Raw genomic sequence first — 18,810 nt, 5'->3', positions numbered from 1 at the left:
CCACCGTCATTGCGAGGAGCGAAAGCGACGCAGCAATCCAGATTGCATCCGCAGAGAAAGTCTGGATTGCTTTGCTTCCGCTCGCAATGACGCCTAGGGCGGCGTTCCAAGTTGCCTTGAAACGCCGCCCTGTGTCCTTGATAGCCTTCGCCGGCGCCTGAAATCAGGCGAGCTCGAAGCGGTCGAGGTTCATCACCTTGTTCCAGGCCGCCACGAAGTCGTTCACGAACTTCTCCTTCGAATCCGTGCAGGCATAGACCTCGGCGAACGCCCGCAATTGCGAGTGCGAGCCGAAGATCAGGTCGACGCGGGTGCCGGTCCACTTGAGCTCGTTCGTCTTGCGGTCGCGGCCCTCGTACACGCCGTCGGCCCCGGCGGGCGCCCACTGCGTGCGCATGTCGAGCAGGTTGACGAAGAAGTCGTTCGTCAGCGTCTCGGGCTTATTGGTAAAGACGCCGTGCTTGGACTTGCCGACGTTGGCACCGAGCACACGCAGGCCGCCGACGAGCGCCGTCAGCTCGGGCGCGGTCAGCGTCAGGAGTTGTGCCCGATCGACCAGGGCTTCCTCAGGCATCATGTACTGGTGCCTGTTGCCGATATAGTTGCGGAAGCCGTCGGCCCGCGGTTCGAGCGGCGCGAAAGAAGGCGCGTCGGTCTGCTCCTGCGAGGCATCCATGCGCCCCGGCGTGAAGGGGACCTTCACGGCGGTGCCGCCGTCCTTCGCCGCCTTCTCGACGCCGGCGCAGCCGGCGAGAACGATCAGATCGGCGAGCGAGATCTTCTTGCCACCGGTTGCGGAGGCATTGAACTCCTTCTGGATCGCTTCGAGCTTTTGCAGCACGGTCTGGAGCTGCGCCGGCTCGTTGACTTCCCAGTCCTTCTGAGGGGCAAGGCGAATGCGTGCGCCGTTCGCTCCGCCGCGTTTGTCCGAGCCGCGGAAGGTCGATGCCGATGCCCAGGCCGTTGCAACAAGCTGAGACACGGTGAGGCCTGACGCGAGGATCTTCGCCTTCAGCGCTTCGACGTCCTTCTCGTCGACCAGCGGATGATCGACGGCCGGAATCGGATCCTGCCAGATCAGCGTCTCCTTCGGCACCAGCGGCCCGAGGTAACGCGCGATCGGCCCCATGTCGCGGTGGGTGAGCTTGAACCAGGCGCGGGCAAACGCGTCCGCGAACTGGTCGGGATGCTCGTAGAAGCGCCGCGAGATCTTCTCGTAGGCCGGGTCCATGCGCAGCGAGAGATCGGTCGTCAGCATGGTCGGCACGCGCTTCTTCGACTTGTCGAACGGGTCCGGAATGGACGGCTCGACTCCCTTCGCTTGCCACTGCCACGCACCAGCGGGGCTCTTGGTCAGCTCCCACTCGTACTTGAACAGGTTGTCGAAGAAGTAGTTGCTCCACTTGGTCGGCGTCTGCGACCAGATCACTTCCGGACCACCGGTGATCGCGTCAGCGCCGACGCCCGTGCCGAACTTGCTCTTCCACCCGAGGCCCTGGTCCTCGATGGCGCCGCCTTCCGGCTCCGGGCCGATCAGCGACGGATCGCCGGCGCCATGGGTTTTGCCGAAGGTGTGGCCGCCGGCAATCAGGGCGACGGTCTCCTCATCGTTCATCGCCATGCGGAAGAACGTCTCGCGAATGTCCTTGGCCGCCGCGATCGGGTCCGGCTTGCCGTTCGGCCCTTCCGGATTGACGTAGATCAGCCCCATCTGCACCGCGCCGAGCGGCTCGGCAAGCTGACGCTCGCCGCTGTAGCGTTCATCGCCCAGCCAGGTGCCCTCGGGACCCCAGTACAGTTCTTCCGGCTCCCACACATCGGCGCGGCCGCCGGCAAAACCGAACGTCTTGAAGCCCATCGACTCCAGCGCGACGTTGCCGGCCAGCACCATCAGGTCGGCCCAGGAGATCTTGCGGCCGTATTTCTGCTTGATCGGCCACAAGAGCCGGCGCGCCTTGTCGAGGTTCGCGTTATCGGGCCAACTGTTGAGCGGCGCGAAACGCTGCTGGCCGGCACCGGCGCCGCCGCGGCCGTCGGTGATGCGGTAGGTGCCCGCGCTGTGCCAGGCCATGCGGATCATGAGTCCGCCATAGTGGCCGAAGTCGGCCGGCCACCACTCCTGCGAGTCCGTCATCAGGGCATGCAGGTCCTTGATCACGGCATTCAGGTCGAGGCTCCTAAACTCCTTGGCATAGTCGAATGCCTCGCCCATCGGATCGGAGAGGCTGGAGTGCTGGTGGAGAACCTGAAGATTGAGCTGCTTCGGCCACCAATCGCGGTTGGTGCGCGCGCGCGTTGTGCCCGAAAACGGGCACTTGGTTGTATCATCCATAAATCGCCTCCTGTGGTAGTTCTCTGCACCGCGTGTGTCCAATCTAGGCCTCGCATTCCATCAGGGGAAATTGACTTTCGTGATTGTTACGATAAGCTTTCCTGATGATCCAATTTACCCTCCGGCAGCTTCGTTATTTCGATGCCCTGGCACGTCACGGCCATTTCGGACGCGCGGCTGAAGCGTGTGCAATCACGCAACCGGCGATGTCGATGCAGATCAAGGAACTCGAAGAAGCCTTGGGCGGCGTGCTGCTCGAGCGAAATGCGCGCCAGGTCGTGCTGACGAAGTTCGGCCAAGAACTCGCCGAGCGCGTCCGCGAGATCCTGCGATCGATCGATGAACTCGGAGATTTCGCGCGAGCCTCGCGTGACCAGCTCGTGGGCCGGCTGCGGGTCGGCATGATCCCGACCGTTGCGCCCTACCTGCTGCCCAAGGTCATCGCTAATCTCACGCGCATGCACCCGGAACTTGACGTTCACGTTCGCGAGACGGTGACGCCGAAGCTGATCCAGGAACTCAGCGAGGGTCGGCTTGACGCGGCGATCGTTGCGCTGCCGGTGTCCGAACCCTCGCTGACCGAGGTCGCCTTGTTCTCGGAGAATTTCCTGCTGGTCCGCCCGCGTGAAGATGAGGCGGCGCCGGTGCTCAGCGCCGAAGCACTGCGCGAGATGCGGCTGCTCCTGCTCGAAGAGGGACACTGCTTCCGCGATCAGGCCCTGTCGTTCTGCAAGATGCAGTCGTCCACGCCGCGGGAGGTGCTGGACGCGAGCTCCTTGTCCACGCTTGTTCAGATGGTGAGCGCGGGCCTCGGCGTCACCTTGATCCCGGAAATGGCCGTGGCGGTGGAGACGCGCTCGGCACCCGTGTCTGTCGCCCGCTTCGACGACCCGCAGCCTTCGCGAACCGTTGGCATGGTCTGGCGCAAGACAAGTCCGCTGGCGCGACAGCTCCTGCAAATTTCCGAGGTGGTGTCCTTGTCGGCCGACGCCTTGCGTGAGCAGTACGGTACGAGATCGGCAAAGGGCAATCGACGAACCTAGCTAACCGCCCTCCTGGTGGAGGGCTCTCTCACGAGCCGCCGCAACGACCAGCACAAACTGAGCTGGCCGCGGGGTCAGCTCTTCATCTGGGCAAGCTGGCCGGCGATGTCGCCCATGCCCCAATGCTCGGCAATCTTGCCGCTGGCGGTCCGGAAGATGTCGCAGGACGTGAAGCGCAGGCGCTTGCCGGTCGGCGCGACGCCGAGCAGCACACCCTGATGCGTGCCCTCGTAAACAAAACTCGCGGCGACCTTGTCGTCCGCCGCCACCATCGCCTCGATCGAGACCTTGAGATCCGGAAGGCCTTTCAGCCGCGCCGCGAAGAAGCCGACGCTCGCCTGCTTGGCGGACATTCCCGGCGGCGGGGGCGGTGCCGCGGCGCTGACTTGATGGTTGACATAGTCGTCGGCGAACAGCGCGGCAAAAGCGTCCATGTCGTGGGCCGACAATGTCGCGGCAAAGGCGTCCGCGACCTGGCGTGGCGTGGTCGTCTCGGCTCGCGCGAGGCTGGGGACCAATGTCGCCGCGCCGAGCACTGCCAAGATGGTTCTGCGATCCATCGTCTTCTCCCTTTTCGGAAAACGCCGGACAGCTAGCGTTTCTGCCGCTCGAAGTCACGCGCGCGAGCGGCCATGGCGATCGCACGCGAGCCAGGCGCGGACGGGACTGAGACGGGACCGATTTGTCCGCGCCACCCAGCAGTTCAAATTCGCCTGACACTCCGCGCTATGATGCGGCCGCGGCGATCTTGTGCAGCGGGACAGCCCGGTCTCGCATGCTTTCGTCCTCTCGTCTCGCCTCGAGCGGCAGTCCGGCGAAGCGGCGCAAGGCTTCCGCCATCTGCACGCGGCCGCTGACGCCGGTAATGACCACGTCGACCATGGTGAAGGAGGAATGGAAATGCCCGCGCGCCTTGAATTGCTCGACCGGGACACCAGCGGCAGCCAGAGCCTCCGCGTAGGCGATCCCCTCGTCCCGCAACGGATCGAACTCGCAGGTCACCACATAGGCCGGCGGCAGGCCTCCCAAGTCGCCGCGCAGCGGCGAGACGCGCGGATCGGTGCGATCGGCCGGCGAGCAGTACAGGTCCCAGAACCAGTACATCAACGAGCGCGTGAGAAAATAGCCCGCCGCGTTTTCGTTATAGGATGGACGATCGAACGTGCAATCAGTGACCGGGCAGACCAGAAGCTGTCCCGATATCGCCGGCCCACCGCGATCGCGCGCGAGCTGACAGGAGACGGCAGCGATGTTGCCGCCGGCGCTCCAGCCCGCCACCAGCACGGGCCCCGGTGTACCGCCGAGGTCCGCCGCGTGCTCGGCGATCCAGCGCGTCGCTGCATAGCCGTCCTCCGCCGCAGCCGGAAAGCGATGCTCGGGCGCATGGCGATAGCCGACGCTGACAAAGATCATGCCGCTGCGCCGGCACATATCGCGGCAGAACGGATCGTCGGATTGTTCGTCACCCAACACCCAGCCGCCGCCATGGAAATAAACCACGATCGGATGCGGCCCAGGCGTTGCCGGCCGATACAACCGATAGCGCAACGGGCCATCGGCGCTCGGCAGCGTGCCATCGACGACCTCGCCGACCGGCCGGCCGGCGGGACGCGCGGCATTGAATTGAGCGACGAAGTCGCGCAAGCCTTGCGCTCCGAATGATTCCAAGGGCGGCAGTTTCATCTCTGCCAGCATGTTCAGAACCAGCCGGACATCCGGCTGCAGGCGAACGATTTCGCCATCATTGCATTGCTCCGCGACGTCGGGGCCGGTCAGTCTGAAGCCCAACATGCCGCGGCTGACAATCTCGTTGCAGATACTGCGATAGGGACCGACACCGCCGGTATAAGGCATCACGCCCTGCGGCTTTCCCGGCACGTTCGCGCCCGTGTACCAGGTGTTGGCCAGCCGATGCAGCGTCAGCATCGAACAATCGGCCATATGCCGTGCCCAACCCGCCTGCGCCGTATCAGTCGCCTCAATCGTGGTGAAACCGGCATCGCGCATCGCAGTCAGGCGATCAACGACCCAGTCGACGTGCTGCTCGATCGACACCGCCATGTTCGACAGCACCGACGGACTGCCTGGCCCGGTGATCATGAATAGATTGGGGAAACCTGATACCGTAAGCCCGAGATAGGTTTGCGGTCCATGCGCCCAGACCTCGGATAGCGATCGTCCGCCGCGGCCAGTGATCGGGTGAATGGCCGTAATCGCTCCGGTCATGGCATCGAAGCCGGTCGCGAACACGATGACGTCCACATCGAACATGCGCTTGTCGGTCTTGATGCCTCCGGTCGTGATCTTCTCGATCGGCTCCTGCCGCAGGTTCACGAGCGTGACGTTAGGCCGGTTGTAGGTGGCGTAGTAATTCGTATCGAGACAAGGACGCTTGGCCCCGAACGGATGATCGTGCGGGGTCAGCGCTTCGGCCGTCTCGGGATCCTTCACGATCTCGCGGATCTTCTCGCGGATCAGCTCCGCGACCACCGCGTTGCCCTCGGTATCGACGCCCTGGTCGGCCCAAAGCTGAGTCAGGATATAGACGAGATCGCCGGTGGCCCACGCCTTCTCGAAGCGTTCGCGGCGCTCGGCCTCGCTGAGTTGCCAGCTCACAGCTGTTTGCTGCGGGTAAGGAACGCCCGTCAGTGACCAGCGCGCCTGCTCACGATAGCCGGCGCGATTGCTTTCCAATAGAGCAAGGCGATCCGTCGGCACAGGACCGTTGTGTGCCGGCATGGCAAAGTTAGGCGTGCGCTGGAAAACCGTGAGCTGCGCCGCCTGCTCGGCGATCATCGGGATCGACTGGATGCCTGAGGATCCTGTCCCGATCACCGCGACGCGCTTGCCGGTCAGCTTAACCTCTTCATGCGGCCAGCGGCCGGTGAAATAGACCTCGCCTCTGAAGTCCTTGACGCCATCGATCTCCGGGGGCTTGGGCGCGGAAAGACACCCCGTAGCCATGATGTAGTGGCGGCAGGAGACGGAAGCGCCCTCATCGGTCGTCAGCAGCCATCGTTGCCTCGCCTCATCCCACGTTGCTGCCGTGACTTTGGTCTTGAAGCGGATGTCGCGCCGCAGATCATAACGATCGGCGACGAAGCCGAGATAGCGCAGAATTTCGGGCTGGGTCGCGTATTTCTCCGACCATGTCCACGCGCGCTCGAGTTCGGGATCGAAGGTGTAGCTGTAGTCGATGGTCTGAATGTCACAGCGTGCACCGGGATATCGGTTCCAGTACCAGGTGCCGCCGACCTCATCTGCTTCCTCCAACGCTGTCGTCGTGAAGCCGGCCTTGCGCAGGCGATGCAGAAGATACAGGCCGGCAAAGCCGGCACCCACCACCGCGACGTCGACCTGTTGCGTCGCACTGCCGCTTTCGGCCTCTGAAGCACGTGCAGCAACCATTGCATCTGGCATGCCATTCCTCCCGTGCAAATTTTGTTTTGTCGCAGGCTATCGCCCCGCGCGCGCTTTGTCACGCGGACTATTCGATACGCGATTTCCTACGGACCGCCCGCGAACGCGGCGATCCAGTATGGACGCTCGTCCTCTCCCTCGTCATGCCCCGCGCATGCGGGGCATCCAGTACGCCGCGGCTTCTCAGTTAAGGCCCTGCCGTCTCTGGAATACTGGATCGTCCGGTCAAGCCGGACAACGAGAGCGGAGTGAGTGGCTGTTTGACAATTGGATCGGGATGCCTCAGCGCCGTCGTCCTGCGAAAGCCGGGACCTTCGCCTGAGCATTTGCGCTCATTGCGGTACCGCGGAATCTCTCAATAGGCTGCGCGCCGCGGTTGCCTTACACAACACCGGCCTGTGGTTTTGGATCCTGGCTTTCGCCAGGACGACGGTGGAGCAACGCCGAATCCAATGCTTCGTCGGCCGCGGCGCGGGCTGTGCCTGCGAGCTAGTCCGGACGGTTGAGATCCGCGAGCGGCGCGGTGTTGCGGGCAGCCGCCGCGCGGGTGTTGTCCTTGCCCTTCAGCATTTCGCGCAAGTAAGCGACGTTCGCAGCCGCCTCGTCCGGCGGCAGGTCGCTCTTGACGATGCTTTCGGCCTCGGCGAAGCGTCCCTGCAGGCCAACGACGAGGCCGAGATTCTGCCGCACCCGCGCGTCGGCTTTCGGACTGGCATAGGCCTGGCGCAGCATCTGCTCCGCTTTGGGCAGATCCTTCGAAAGCATGTAGGACAGGCCGAGATTGGACAGCACCGACGGCTCGCCCGGCACGATCTTGAGCGCGCTCTCGTAATAGCGCCGCGCCTCCTCGTGCCGCCCCATCTGGTCGAGCGTGGTGCCCTGCACCGACAGGATGCGCCAATCGGGATTGTCAGGCGTGTGGGCGCGCGAGAGCACGTCGAAGGCCTGTTGGAAATTGCCGTTGTCGGCGAGCGCGCGCCCCCAAGCGGCAAGCAGTTGCTTGTTGCCGGGATTGGCGATGGTCGCCTGTTCGAGCACGGCCGCGGCCTGCGCGCGCTGCCCATTGGCGCGCAACGTCTGGCCATAGGCCAACGCTGCATCGGCATCCCGGGGATTTGCGCGGTAGCGGTCGCCATAGGCTTCCATCGCGCGCTGCGGATCGGCTGCAGGCGGCGGCTCCGACTTGGCGGTGATCGATCCCGTGATGTCGGACATGGTCTGACAGCCGCCAAGGCCAGCGGCCAACACCGCCGTCAGGGCCGCGGATGCGAGAAGCCGGGCGGGACTAAACTGCTGACGCATGGACAGGTGATTCTTCGCGGCAAGGGATCGATCCGAATGCGCCAGCAATAAACCGTTAACCCTAACGCCCGGTTAATGACGCTCCGCGAGTTACGGCTAACAGTTCGCGCCGAAGCCGCGGAGAGATCTCGAGGATCAGCGTCTCGAGGCTCGGACGCACCGCTCAATATTCGAGCGCGAGCCGCTTCCTGACCTCGTCGAGCCGCTTGTCCAGCTCATCGAAACGCGCATGCAGGGCGCGGTCGTGCAGGTAGAAGACGTAGCCGAGTGCCAGCAGCCCGAAAACCCAATGATGGCTTTCGACATAGTTCAGCACCGCCTCGATCGCGTGACCGATGAAGGAGAGCACACCCAGCACAGCATCCATCGCATTTCCCCCGATATCTCTGCGACAATGGTCGCGCGGTCCTGAACATCTGTACCGAGGCGCGACCATTCCGCTGAACCGATTGGGACCGGAACATAGCACATCGGCGTGCTGCCGCTGACAGCCGTGAGATCTCAGCGATTGCGGGCGCGACAAAACTTTGCGAAGTCTTCCTCATCCGGAAAGCGGGCCTTGATCCGCTCCTTAAAGAAGAAGCGCCTTTGTAGACGAGCCATGCATGCCGATTCCGTTCGAAACCGCGCCAACTGCTGCCGCTTCGGCGGTTCCCGTCATCTTCGTCAGCAAATCCACATGGGAGGCGACCCGCGCCACGCTGTCCTCTTCCGCGCAGCAATTTGCTGCGGCGAACGGCTTTGCGGCCAAGCCCGGCGCCTGCCTGACGCTGCCGGACGCCGACGGCGGAATCGCGCAGGTCGTGTTCGGATTGGAGGATGCAACCGCCAAGTCGCGCGATCCGTTCAGGTCTGGGGCGCTGCCGGGCCTGTTGCCGGCAGGCACCTATCGTTTCGCGAACGCGCCGCATGATGCGCGTCTGGCAACGCTTGCCTTTGCTCTCGGCGGCTACCGCTTCAGCCGGTATCGCAAGGCGGAGGCGCCAGCGGTCAAACTGGTGCCGCCTGACGGCATCGATGTCGCCGAGATCACCGGGATTGCCGAGGCGGCGATGCTCGCCCGCGACCTCATCAATACGCCCTCCAACGAGATGGGACCGGAGGAACTGGCCGTTGCCGCGAGCGAGGTCGCCGCGCGCTTTGGTGCGCACTTCAGCTGCATCACCGGCGATGAACTCAAACAAGGCTTTCCGCTCATTCATGCGGTCGGCCAAGCCTCGATACGCGCGCCGCGACTGATCGAATTTTCCTGGGGCGATCCCGCGTACCCGAAGGTGACGCTGGTCGGCAAGGGCGTCTGCTTCGATACCGGCGGACTCGACCTGAAACCCTCCTCGGGCATGCTGCTGATGAAGAAGGACATGGGTGGCGCCGCCAACGTGCTGGCGCTGGCGCAGATGGTGATGGATGCGAAGCTGAAGGTCCGGCTGCGCGTGCTGATCCCGGCGGTCGAGAACGCGGTGGCCGGCAATGCCTTCCGGCCGCTCGATATCTTCCGCTCGCGCAAGGGGCTGTCGGTCGAAATCGGCAATACCGATGCCGAGGGCCGGCTGATCCTCGCCGACGCCCTGGCCTATGCGGACGAGGAGAAGCCGGATCTCCTGATCGACATGGGCACACTCACCGGCGCCGCCCGGGTGGCGCTGGGGCCGGATCTGCCGCCGTTCTATACCCAGGACGACGCGCTCGCCGAGGACGTGGCGCGCTGGGCGCGCGAGGAGAACGATCCGCTCTGGCGCATGCCGCTGTGGGGGCCGTACGATAGCTGGCTCGATGCGAAGGTCGCCGACATCACCAATGCGCCATCGGGCAGCTTTGCCGGCTCGATCACCTGCGCGCTGTTCCTGCAGCGCTTTGTCGAGCACGCCAAGCATTGGCTGCATTTCGACATCTTCGCCTGGACGCCACAGGCGAAGCCTGCCCGGCCCGAGGGCGGCGAGTGTCAGGCGGCGCGCGCAGTCTTCCGGCTGCTCGGGGAACGCTATGCTTGACCCGCGCCTGACGCCCGCTCGCGGCGACATCGCTGCCAAATTTCTCGAAGGCAAGGTGACGGCGGAGCGTTTTGTCGAAGGTGAGACCTTCGAGATCTGCGACGCGCTCGCGCCGCTGCGCGAGGCGCCTTCCTCTGAGGCCATGCTGTCGACGCAGGCGCTCAAGGGCGAGCGTGTCACGATCTACGATCGCAACGGCGAGGGCTGGGCCTGGGGTCAGCTCGAAACCGATGGCTATGTCGGCTGGCTTCCGGACGCCGCGCTCGCAACACCGGTCGTCGCGCCGACGCACAAGGTCATCGCGCTGCGGACCTTCGCCTTTCCCGGCCCGTCGATCAAGCTGCCGCCGACGGAGACGCTGGTGATGGGCACGCGCCTGGCGATCACGCGCGAAGACGGCGTCTTCGCGATCACGCGCGATGGCTGGTACCTGCCGAAATCGCATCTTGCAGGCCTCGACAGCCATGCGCCCGACTTCGTTGCGGTCGCCGAACGCTTTGTCGGCACCCCCTATTTGTGGGGCGGCAAGAGCAGTCTCGGCATCGATTGCTCAGGCCTCGTGCAGCTATCGCTTCAAGCCGTGGGCCTCGAATGCCCGCGCGATAGCGACATGCAGCAGGCCACCATCGGCCGCGCACTCGATGCCGCAGCAGCTAAGCAATTGCAGCGTGGTGACCTGATCTTCTGGACGGGCCATGTCGCGATCGTCCGCGATGGGGAGACGATCGTGCACGCCAATGCATTTCACATGGCGACTGCGATCGAGAACACGCGGCAAGCGATCGCCCGCATCAAGGCGGCCGGCAGCGACATCGTGACGATCAAGCGGCTTTAGCTCGCGACCGCTCCGTTCGCGGCGGCTTCGTGACGGAAGGCGGCGGCGAACAGAGCGCGGGTGTAATCGGTCTTCGGGCTCTTGAACAATGTAGTCGCCGGCCCCTCCTCCACCACCTTGCCCTGGCGCATCACGATCAAATGGCTGGCCAGCGAGGCGACCACGCGCAGGTCATGCGAGATGAACATGTAGGTGAGATCGTGCCTGCGCTGCAGCTCGCGCAACAGATCGACCATCTGCGCCTGGAACAGCATGTCGAGCGCGCTGGTCGGCTCGTCCAGCACGATGAAATTCGGCTCCAGCACCACCGCGCGCGCGATCGAGATACGCTGGCGCTGCCCGCCCGAGAATTCATGCGGATAGCGGTAGCGTGTCTCCGGATCGAGCCCGACGTCCTCCAGCGCCTGGATCACGCGCTCCTCGCGCTCGGCCCTGGACAGCGAGGGTTGATGCACAGTCAAACCTTCGGCGACGATATCGCCGACCGACATGCGCGGGCTCAAGGAACCGAACGGATCCTGAAAGACGATCTGCATGTCGCGGCGGAACGGCCGCATCGCCTTGAAGCGCAGGCCCTGGATGTTCCGCCCGAGAAATACGATCGGCCCATTGGAGGAGATCAGGCGCAAGAGCGCGAGGCCGAGCGTCGTCTTGCCCGAGCCGGATTCGCCGACGACGCCGAGCGTCTCGCCCTTGCGAACGGCAACGCTGACGCCATCCACGGCCTTGATATGGCCGACGGTGGAGCGCAACAGGCCGCGCTTGATCGGAAACCACACCTTCAAATCATCAGCGGAAATCACCACCGGCGAATGCGGTCGCGGCGGTGCCGGGTCCGGCTTCGGTTCGGCGGCGAGCAACGCGCGGGTGTAGGGATGCTTGGGCGCGGTAAAGACCTGTTCGACCGGGCCCTGCTCGACGATCTTGCCGCCGTTCATGACGCAGACGCGATCGGCGATGCGGCGAACGATGCCGAGATCGTGAGTGATGAACAGAAGGCTCATGCCAAGACGGGCCCGAATATCCGCGAGCAGCGCCAAAATCTGCGCCTGCACGGTGACGTCGAGCGCGGTGGTCGGCTCATCCGCAATCAAGAGGTCAGGCTCGTTGGCGAGCGCCATCGCGATCATGACGCGCTGGCGCTGACCGCCCGACAATTGATGCGGATAGCTGCCGAGCCGCGTTTCCGGGTCGGGAATGCCGACCTGTCGCAGCAGTTCCAGCGTGCGCGCGCGCACCATCGCCGAGCTGATGTTCTTGTGCAGGTGAAGCGTCTCGCCGATCTGCGACTCGATCGTATGGAGCGGGTTGAGCGAGGTCATCGGCTCCTGAAAGATGATCGAGATGTCGTTGCCGCGGATCTCGCGAATATTGTTCTCCGAGAGGCCGAGCAGCTCGCGCCCCTTGAAACGGATGCTGCCCGAAGGATGTGAGACGTTCGGATAGGGCAGCAGCTTCAGAATCGACAGCGCGCTGACCGACTTACCGGAGCCGGATTCGCCGACCAGCGCCACGCACTCGCCGCGCTTGATGTCGTAAGAGATCTTGTCGACCGCTAGAGTGGTACCGCCCTGCTGGTGGAAGGCCACCGAGAGATCACGGATCGAGAGCAGCGGTTGGCTGGTGGCGTCCATGCGCATCTCACCTGAACGTCTTGCGCGGATCGAAGGCGTCGCGCACGGCTTCGCCGATGAAGATCAGCAGCGAGAGCATGATCGCTACCGAGAAGAAGCCGGTGAAGCCGAGCCACGGCGCCTGCACGTTGGCCTTCGCCTGCGACAGCAATTCGCCGAGCGATGGCGAGCCCGGCGGCAGGCCGAACCCAAGGAAATCCAGCGCCGTCAGCGTCATCACGGAAGAGGAGACGATGAAGGGCAGGAAGGTCATGGTCGCGACCATCGCGTTCGGCAGCAGGTGGCGGAACATGATCACCGGGTTGGAAACGCCGAGCGCGCGCGCCGCCTGAACATATTCGAAATTCCGCCCGCGCAGGAATTCGGCGCGGACCAGGCCAACGAGCGAAACCCATGAAAACAGGCACATGATGCCGAGCAGGACGAAAAAGCCAGGCGGCATCACCGCCGATATGATCAGGAGCAAATAGAGTGAGGGGATGGCGTTCCAGATTTCGATGAAGCGCTGGAAGCCGAGATCGATCCATCCGCCGAAATACCCCTGCACGGCGCCGGCGGCGACACCGATGATGGAAGAGATGACGGTGAGGCTCAAGCCGAACAGCACCGAGATGCGGAAACCGTAAATCAGCCGGGCCAGCACGTCGCGTCCCTGATCGTCGGTGCCGAGCCAGTTATACTCAAGGTCGCGGCAGCTCTTCAGGCCCTTCCGCTCCACCACCGGCTTGCATTGCGCCTCCGTCAGCATCCAGGTCGGCGGCGATGGCGCAGGCGTCGGCAGATCCAGATTGTGCGTGTCATAGGAATAGCGGATCAGTGGCCAGACGATGAAGCCGCCCTTGTCCTTGATCAGCTTCTGCAAATATGGATCGCGATAGTCGGCCGCGGTTTCGAAATCGCCGCCGAAGGTGGTTTCCGAATAGGTGACGAAGGCCGGCCAGTACAAATGGCCATCGAACTTGATCATAAACGGCCGGTCATTGGCGATCAGTTCGGCGAACAGCGAGACGACGAACAGAACGGAGAAGATCCAGAACGACCAGAAACCGCGCTTGTTCGCCTTGAAATTCTGCCAGCGGCGGCGGTTGAGCGGCGACGGCTGGAACGCATGCCGTGTAACCGGCACGGCCTCGCCCAGCGGCGAACGCGTGGTGGTCTCGACAGGAGGCGGCGCGGTGATCGTCATCAGACCTCCCTCGCCTCGAAATCGATCCGCGGATCGATCCACATATAGGTGAGGTCGGAGATCAGGTTCACGACCAGGCCGACCAGCGAAAAGATGTAAAGCGTCCCGAACACGACCGGGTAGTCGCGGTTGAGCACGCTTTCGAAAGAGAGCAGCCCCAATCCGTCGAGCGAGAAGATGGTCTCGATGAGAAGCGAGCCGGAAAAGAAGGCGTGAATGAAGGCGCCGGGAAAGCCGGCGATCACGATCAGCATCGCGTTGCGGAAGACGTGACCGTAGAGCACCTGTCTTTCGCTGCAGCCCTTGGCGCGGGCAGTCATCACGTACTGCTTGCGGATCTCGTCAAGAAACGAGTTCTTGGTCAAGAGCGTCATGGTCGCAAACGCGCTCAGCGCCATCGAGATCAGCGGCAGCGTCAAGTGCCAGAAATAGTCGATGATCTTCCAATACCAGGGAAACTGCGACCAGCCGTCGGACGTCAGTCCCCGCAGCGGGAAGATGTTGAAGAAGGAGCCGCCGGCAAACAGGACGATCAAGAGGATGGCGAACAGGAATCCCGGGATGGCGAAGCCGACGATGATGACGGCGGAGGTCCAGGTGTCGAACTTCGAGCCATCCCTGACCGCCTTGCGGATCCCGAGCGGGATCGAGATCAGGTAGGTCAGCAGCGTCATCCAGATCCCGAGCGATATCGAGACCGGCAGCTTTTCCTTGATCAGCTGCAGCACGCTGATGTCGCGGAAATAGCTCTTGCCGAAATCGAAGCGTGCGAAATTCCACACCATGAGCGCAAAACGCTCCGGCGCCGGCTTGTCGAAGCCGAACTGCTTTTCCAGGCTCTTGATGAAAGCGGGATCAAGCCCCTGCGCGCCGCGATATTTGGAATTTACGGCATCCGCGGCGGCGCCGACCTGGCCCGGACCGCGCGCGCCGAAATCGCCGCCGCCTCCGGAGATGCGTGACGTGCCGCCTGTATCGGCGCCCTGGAGCTGAGCGATGACGCGCTCGATCGGGCCACCCGGCGCGAACTGCACCACAACGAAGGAGACGAACAAGATCCCGAGCAGCGTCGGGACCATCAAGAATATGCGGCGGGCGATATAGGCGCTCATGAGCTACTTCGCCTGCTCGATCTTGGCGGCGTTGACCGCGTCATACCACCAGTTCTCCGGCGCGCCGACGCCTTGTGCGTAGCGCGGCGGCTTGGGCGGATGGCTGAACTCGTCCCAATAGGCGATGGGGTGCGTGCTGCGATACCATTGCGGAACCCAATAGCGTCCGGCCCGAAACACGCGATCGAGCGCCCGGCACGCAAAAGTCAGATCGGCGCGCGTCTCCGCGCCGATCGCCCTCTCGATCAGCGCGTCGATCGCGGGACTGGCGATGCCGGCGAGATTGTACGATCCTTTGGTCTTGGCGGCTTGCGAGGAGAAGTACGGCCGCAGGCTGTCGCCCGGCGTTGCCGACATGCTCAAGCGCTCGATGGTGATGTCGAAATCGAAATCCTCCACGCGCGCACGATATTGTACGGCATCGACCAGACGCAAGCTTGCCTCGACGCCGAGCGTGTTGAGGTTTTTGATGAACGGAGCGTGATGCGGCTGGAACGAGGGCTCGTCGATCAGGAACTCGACGGTGAAAAGCTCGCCGCCCGGCAAGTAGCGCTTGCCGTCCTTGACGGTGAGCCCCGCGTCGTTGAGCAGTTGCTGCGCCTTGCGCAACAAGGCCCGATCCTGACCCGATCCGTCCGAGACGGGCGGGACAAAGGGCTGCCCGAACACCTCATCCGGGACTTGGCCGCGGAACGGTTCCAGCAGTTTCAGCTCTTCCGGCGAGGGAGACCCCTCCGCCACCATGTCCGAGTTCTGGAAAGGCGAACGCGTGCGCGCATAGGCGCCGTACATGATGGTCTTATTGGTCCATTCGAAATCGAAGGCGTAGTTCAACGCCTCGCGCACGCGCGGATCCCTGAACTTCTCGCGCCGGGTGTTGATGAACCAGCCCTGTCCACCCGATGGCGTTTCATCGGGCAAGGTTTCCAGCTTGACGCGACCGTCCTTGACGGCGGCAAAATCGTATCGTGTCGCCCAGATGCGCGCGGTGAATTCCTCGCGATACAGATAGCTCTTTCCGGTGAAGCCCTCGAAGGCGACGTCGCGGTCGCGATAGAATTCGTAGCGCACGGTATCAAAATTGTAGCTGCCGCGGTTGACGGGAAGATCGGCAGCCCACCAGTCCTTGACGCGCTCGAACTCGATGAAGCGATTGACCTCGAACTTACCCACCTTATACGGCCCGCAGCCCAGGGGAGTGTCGAGTGTGGATTCCTCGAACGGCTGCTTGGAGTAATAGGCTTTTGAGAAAATTGGCAGGCCCGCGACAAAGAGCGGAACGTCCCGGGCGCGCTTTTCGGCGAAGGTGACGACCAGCGTCGCATCGTCCAGCGCTTCCGCCTTCAGGAAATCACGCATCTGGACCAGGATCAGCGGATGGCCCTTCTGCTTGAGCACATTGAGCGAGAAGGCGGCGTCCTGCGCGGTAAGCTTGGTGCCATCGTGAAAGCGCGCCTCGGGGCGCAGCGTAAAGCGGTAAGTCAGCTTGTCGGACGAAATCTGCACCGATTTGGCCACCAGCCCGTACATCGCATCAGGCTCGTCGTTGGCGCGCACCATCAGCGAGGCAAAGGTCATGTCCATGCCTTGCGCGCCCTCGCCCTTGAGAATGTAGGCGTTCAGCGAATTGAAGGTGAAGTAGGACTGGTTGTAGGCCCTCACCGAAGGGATCAGCGAAAACAGGCCGCCCTTCGGCGCCGCCGGATTGACATAGTCGAAATGCGCAAAGTCGGCCGGGTATTTGAGATCGCCGAAGACGGACATGCCGTGCATCTGCGGGCCGCCGTCTTCGGCCTGCGCGACGCGCAGCCACGGCGCAGCGAGCGTAGCGATGCCGAGGCCGAGCACATGTCGGCGCGACAAAGCGGGTAGACGGATCAATTTGTTCAAGCGCGTTTGCCTATCTTGGCTGCTTTCTCCGCATCGTACCACCATAGCGAAGGCAGACCTGATCGACCGTATTTGGGCAACGGCTCAGCATGGCTAAAGCGATCCCAGCGAGCATAGCGTGAATAGGGATAGCTGAACTGCGGCACGACGTAGAAATTCCATAGCAGCACGCGGTCGAGCGCATGGGTCGCGGCGACGAGGTCCGCGCGATCCTTGGCGTAAATGATCTTGTCGATCAACGTGTCGACCGCCGGGTTCTTGATCCCGATCGTATTCCTCGAACCGGGCAGGTCGGCGGCCTGCGACCCCCAAAATTCGCGCTGTTCATTGCCGGGCGACAGCGACTCGACCCATTGATCGATGATCATGTCGAAATCGAAGCTGCGCAGCCGGTTCTGATACTGGGCATCGTCAACAACGCGGATGGACGTGGTAACGCCGATCCGTTCGAGCGAAGGCTTGTAGAACAACGCGATCCGCTCAGCCGCGGGATCCTGAACCAGGATCTCGACCGAAACCGCCTTCCCCGCTGCATCCACCAGTTTCTGGTTACGTATCTCGAACCCTGCCTCCTTCAACAGCTTCATGCTTTCGCGCAGATTGGCTCGTACAGCTTCGGGGTTGCCGCCGACCGGATTGACGTAAGGAGTCGTAAACACCTCGGCCGGAACCTTGTCGCGCACGGCTTCGAGAATCTCCAGTTCGCGGCCCTGCGGGATCCCGGAGCTGGCCAGTTCGGTTCCAAAAAAGTAACTGTCGATGCGCTTATATTGCCCGTAGAAGAGCTGCTTGTTCATCTCCTCGAAATCAAAGGCGTAGTTGAAGGCGCGGCGTAGCCGGGCGTCCTTGAACTGATCGCGGCGCAGATTGAATGCAAACGCCTGCATGCGGCCGGAATCGTTGATCGGAAACTCTTCCTTGATGACCCGCTTTTCCGCGACTGCGGGAAAATCGTAAGCCGTCGCCCATTGCTTGGCGGAGTTCTCGCTGATCCAATCCACCTGATCGGCCTTGAAGGCCTCCAGCGCGACCAGGTTGTCGCGGAAGAACTCGAAGCGCAGTTCGTCGAAATTATTCTGGCCGACATGGACCGGGAGATTGGCGCCCCAATAGTCCTTCACACGCTCCAGGCCGATCGAACGGCCGGCGACGAACTCCTTGATGCGGTAGGGACCGGAACCCAGCGGCTTCTCCAGTGTGGTCGCCGAGATGTCCCGTTTGCGTCCCTCGCTGTCCGTACCCTCCCACCAGTGTTTCGGCAATACCGGCAACTCGCCCACGATGCTCGGCAATTCACGGTTTCCCGGACGTTCGAAGGTAAAGCGTATGTCACGCTCCCCCGACTTCTCGGCCTTGACGACGTGACGGTAGTAGGATGCATAGAACGGACTTTGCTTCTTCAGCGTCTCGATCGAGAAGATCACGTCGTCGGGCGTGACCGGATTGCCGTCGTGCCAGCGTGCCTCTTTTCGAAGACGATAGACAACCCACGCGAAGTCATCGGGATGCGCGACCGCTTCGGCGAGCAGCCCGTACTCGGTGGCCACTTCGTCCTGAGACCGCTCCATCAGCGTCTGATAGATCATGGTGGCAGCCGGCGCGATGTTGCCCTTCACGCCCATCACGGCAATGTTGAAGTTGTCGTAAGTGCCGATCGAAATCAGCCGCACCACGCCGGTTTTCGGCGCATCCGGATTGACGTAGTCGAAACGCTTGAAGTCGGCGGGATATTTGATGTCGCCGAAGAGCGAGAGCGCGTGGCGCCAGGGCAGGTCAGGTGCTGTTTGTGCGCCTGCCGGCTGGATCGCAGAGAAGCCAGCAACATTGCCGAAGGCCGGGGCGAGCGCCGCGATGGCGCCACTTTGCAGAAGCTGTCGTCGGTTAATAGCCAAATCAACACGTCCTTTCGCTATCGCATAACTTGAAGCGAGTTGAGCGCCGTTTGGTTCGTCGGCGCGCTCTCTTGCTCGAGCGAAATCTCTCCGGGAATCCCCCGCCTTCGCCAAGACTGCCTTCCGTGCCTGCCCTTCGAGCCTGCCTTCAAGGCTGCCTTTCGGGCCGGGTT

Annotated in this window: 13 protein-coding genes; 3 read left to right on the top strand and 10 right to left on the bottom strand. The window is 63.0% G+C overall.

The window, feature by feature from the left end; all coding sequences use genetic code 11:
- Positions 1–163: 163 nt before the first annotated feature.
- Entirely contained in the window at positions 164–2,332 is a 2,169-nt protein-coding gene (gene katG / locus F758_RS0109485; RefSeq protein ID WP_024507646.1) for a catalase/peroxidase HPI, read from the bottom strand.
- A gap of 104 nt (positions 2,333–2,436) precedes the next feature.
- Here katG and F758_RS0109480 point away from each other — a divergent pair, with 104 nt between their 5' ends.
- A complete protein-coding gene (locus F758_RS0109480; protein WP_024507645.1) occupies positions 2,437–3,375 on the top strand; it encodes a hydrogen peroxide-inducible genes activator in 939 nt (312 codons plus the stop codon).
- 74 nt (positions 3,376–3,449) lie between these two features.
- Here the strand turns inward: F758_RS0109480 and F758_RS0109475 are convergent, their stop codons facing one another.
- The 4 genes from F758_RS0109475 to F758_RS0109460 form a co-directional block, all read right to left on the bottom strand.
- Positions 3,450–3,935, bottom strand: a complete 486-nt coding sequence (locus tag F758_RS0109475; RefSeq protein ID WP_024507644.1) for an ester cyclase — start codon at positions 3,933–3,935, stop codon at positions 3,450–3,452.
- Positions 3,936–4,101: 166 nt separating this feature from the next.
- A complete protein-coding gene (locus tag F758_RS0109470) occupies positions 4,102–6,795 on the bottom strand; it encodes a flavin-containing monooxygenase (RefSeq protein WP_024507643.1) in 2,694 nt (897 codons plus the stop codon).
- A 489-nt stretch (positions 6,796–7,284) separates the two neighbouring features.
- A complete protein-coding gene (locus F758_RS0109465; RefSeq protein WP_024507642.1) occupies positions 7,285–8,097 on the bottom strand; it encodes a tetratricopeptide repeat protein in 813 nt (270 codons plus the stop codon).
- 163 nt (positions 8,098–8,260) lie between these two features.
- Positions 8,261–8,464, bottom strand: coding sequence for a hypothetical protein (locus F758_RS0109460; RefSeq protein ID WP_024507641.1), 204 nt, complete (start codon positions 8,462–8,464; stop codon positions 8,261–8,263).
- A gap of 238 nt (positions 8,465–8,702) precedes the next feature.
- Between F758_RS0109460 and F758_RS0109455 the strand changes: the two genes are divergently transcribed.
- Complete coding sequence (locus tag F758_RS0109455) at positions 8,703–10,088, top strand: leucyl aminopeptidase family protein (RefSeq protein WP_024507640.1); 1,386 nt, start codon at positions 8,703–8,705, stop codon at positions 10,086–10,088.
- Positions 10,081–10,923, top strand: coding sequence for a C40 family peptidase (locus F758_RS0109450; RefSeq protein ID WP_024507639.1), 843 nt, complete (start codon positions 10,081–10,083; stop codon positions 10,921–10,923). Before F758_RS0109455 ends, F758_RS0109450 begins: the two co-directional genes overlap by 8 nt.
- Here the strand turns inward: F758_RS0109450 and F758_RS0109445 are convergent.
- From F758_RS0109445 to F758_RS0109425, 5 genes are read right to left on the bottom strand one after another with little or no spacing between them, the layout of a single operon-like run.
- Positions 10,920–12,557, bottom strand: a complete 1,638-nt coding sequence (locus F758_RS0109445; protein ID WP_024507638.1) for an ABC transporter ATP-binding protein — start codon at positions 12,555–12,557, stop codon at positions 10,920–10,922. The two genes, F758_RS0109450 and F758_RS0109445, sit on opposite strands and share 4 nt — an antisense overlap.
- 7 nt (positions 12,558–12,564) lie before the next feature.
- Complete coding sequence (locus F758_RS0109440) at positions 12,565–13,743, bottom strand: ABC transporter permease (protein WP_024507637.1); 1,179 nt, start codon at positions 13,741–13,743, stop codon at positions 12,565–12,567.
- Positions 13,743–14,855 (bottom strand): microcin C ABC transporter permease YejB, encoded by a 1,113-nt coding sequence (locus F758_RS0109435; protein ID WP_024507636.1) that lies wholly within the window; start codon positions 14,853–14,855, stop codon positions 13,743–13,745. The genes F758_RS0109440 and F758_RS0109435 overlap by 1 nt, the downstream gene beginning before the upstream one ends.
- Positions 14,856–14,858: 3 nt before the next feature.
- Complete coding sequence (locus tag F758_RS0109430; RefSeq protein ID WP_084305195.1) at positions 14,859–16,790, bottom strand: extracellular solute-binding protein; 1,932 nt, start codon at positions 16,788–16,790, stop codon at positions 14,859–14,861.
- Positions 16,742–18,637 carry an extracellular solute-binding protein gene (locus F758_RS0109425; protein WP_024507634.1) on the bottom strand — a complete coding sequence of 632 codons (1,896 nt, stop codon included), beginning with the start codon at positions 18,635–18,637 and terminating at the stop codon, positions 16,742–16,744. Before F758_RS0109425 ends, F758_RS0109430 begins: the two co-directional genes overlap by 49 nt.
- Positions 18,638–18,810 lie beyond the last annotated feature (173 nt).

It is taken from the genome of Bradyrhizobium sp. ARR65, from assembly GCF_000472385.1.
GTDB lineage: Bacteria > Pseudomonadota > Alphaproteobacteria > Rhizobiales > Xanthobacteraceae > Bradyrhizobium.
Note: the sequence above shows the minus strand (reverse complement) of the source record. Positions and strands in the feature narration are given on the sequence as shown.

Bases quoted from the DNA above. Each gene is read 5' to 3' on its own strand.
- katG (WP_024507646.1), bottom strand. From the start codon at position 2,332: ATGGATGATACAACCAAGTGCCCGTTTTCGGGCACAACGCGCGCGCGC.
- F758_RS0109480 (WP_024507645.1), top strand. From the start codon at position 2,437: ATGATCCAATTTACCCTCCGGCAGCTTCGTTATTTCGATGCCCTGGCA.
- F758_RS0109475 (WP_024507644.1), bottom strand. From the start codon at position 3,935: ATGGATCGCAGAACCATCTTGGCAGTGCTCGGCGCGGCGACATTGGTC.
- F758_RS0109470 (WP_024507643.1), bottom strand. From the start codon at position 6,795: ATGCCAGATGCAATGGTTGCTGCACGTGCTTCAGAGGCCGAAAGCGGC.
- F758_RS0109465 (WP_024507642.1), bottom strand. From the start codon at position 8,097: ATGCGTCAGCAGTTTAGTCCCGCCCGGCTTCTCGCATCCGCGGCCCTG.
- F758_RS0109460 (WP_024507641.1), bottom strand. From the start codon at position 8,464: ATGGATGCTGTGCTGGGTGTGCTCTCCTTCATCGGTCACGCGATCGAG.
- F758_RS0109455 (WP_024507640.1), top strand. From the start codon at position 8,703: ATGCCGATTCCGTTCGAAACCGCGCCAACTGCTGCCGCTTCGGCGGTT.
- F758_RS0109450 (WP_024507639.1), top strand. From the start codon at position 10,081: ATGCTTGACCCGCGCCTGACGCCCGCTCGCGGCGACATCGCTGCCAAA.
- F758_RS0109445 (WP_024507638.1), bottom strand. From the start codon at position 12,557: ATGGACGCCACCAGCCAACCGCTGCTCTCGATCCGTGATCTCTCGGTG.
- F758_RS0109440 (WP_024507637.1), bottom strand. From the start codon at position 13,743: ATGACGATCACCGCGCCGCCTCCTGTCGAGACCACCACGCGTTCGCCG.
- F758_RS0109435 (WP_024507636.1), bottom strand. From the start codon at position 14,855: ATGAGCGCCTATATCGCCCGCCGCATATTCTTGATGGTCCCGACGCTG.
- F758_RS0109430 (WP_084305195.1), bottom strand. From the start codon at position 16,790: ATGGTGGTACGATGCGGAGAAAGCAGCCAAGATAGGCAAACGCGCTTG.